The organism is Oleiphilus sp. HI0128 (genome assembly GCF_001635365.1).
This window is the reverse complement of sequence record NZ_LWGG01000687.1, coordinates 1-369: the sequence shown is the minus strand read 5'-3', so window position 1 is coordinate 369 and position 369 is coordinate 1. Positions and strand designations below refer to the sequence as shown.

Here is a 369-nt window from a genome sequence, read left to right as displayed (position 1 = left end):
GGTGATCACTAACCTTGATATGGTAGAAGACGTAACTCATGGTTTCTGTATGGTCAACCATGGCGTCAGTATGGAAATTGGCCCTCAGCAAACCCAGTCAGTGACCTTTACCGCCGACAAGGTTGGCGTACAATGGTTCTACTGTCACTGGTTCTGCCATGCACTGCATATGGAAATGCGTGGCCGAATGTTAGTCGAAGCTTAAACCCTTTAAGCTTTAGCTAACTGCTAAAGGCGAAAAAGAAGTACAAGATGTCACAACCATCTCGAATACTGCTGGAAACACAGCAGAACAAACAGAAGCACAGTGCGTATATCCTTATGCTGTGCCTCTGTACCTGTCTGATAGTGGTGGCATCTCTTTTATCC

General features: G+C 45.8%; 1 pseudogene. It reads left to right on the top strand.

Annotation, left to right across the window (positions count from 1 at the left end):
• Positions 1 to 205, top strand: a pseudogene (locus A3763_RS08520) (TAT-dependent nitrous-oxide reductase); the annotation flags it as partial.
• Positions 206 to 369 lie beyond the last annotated feature (164 nt).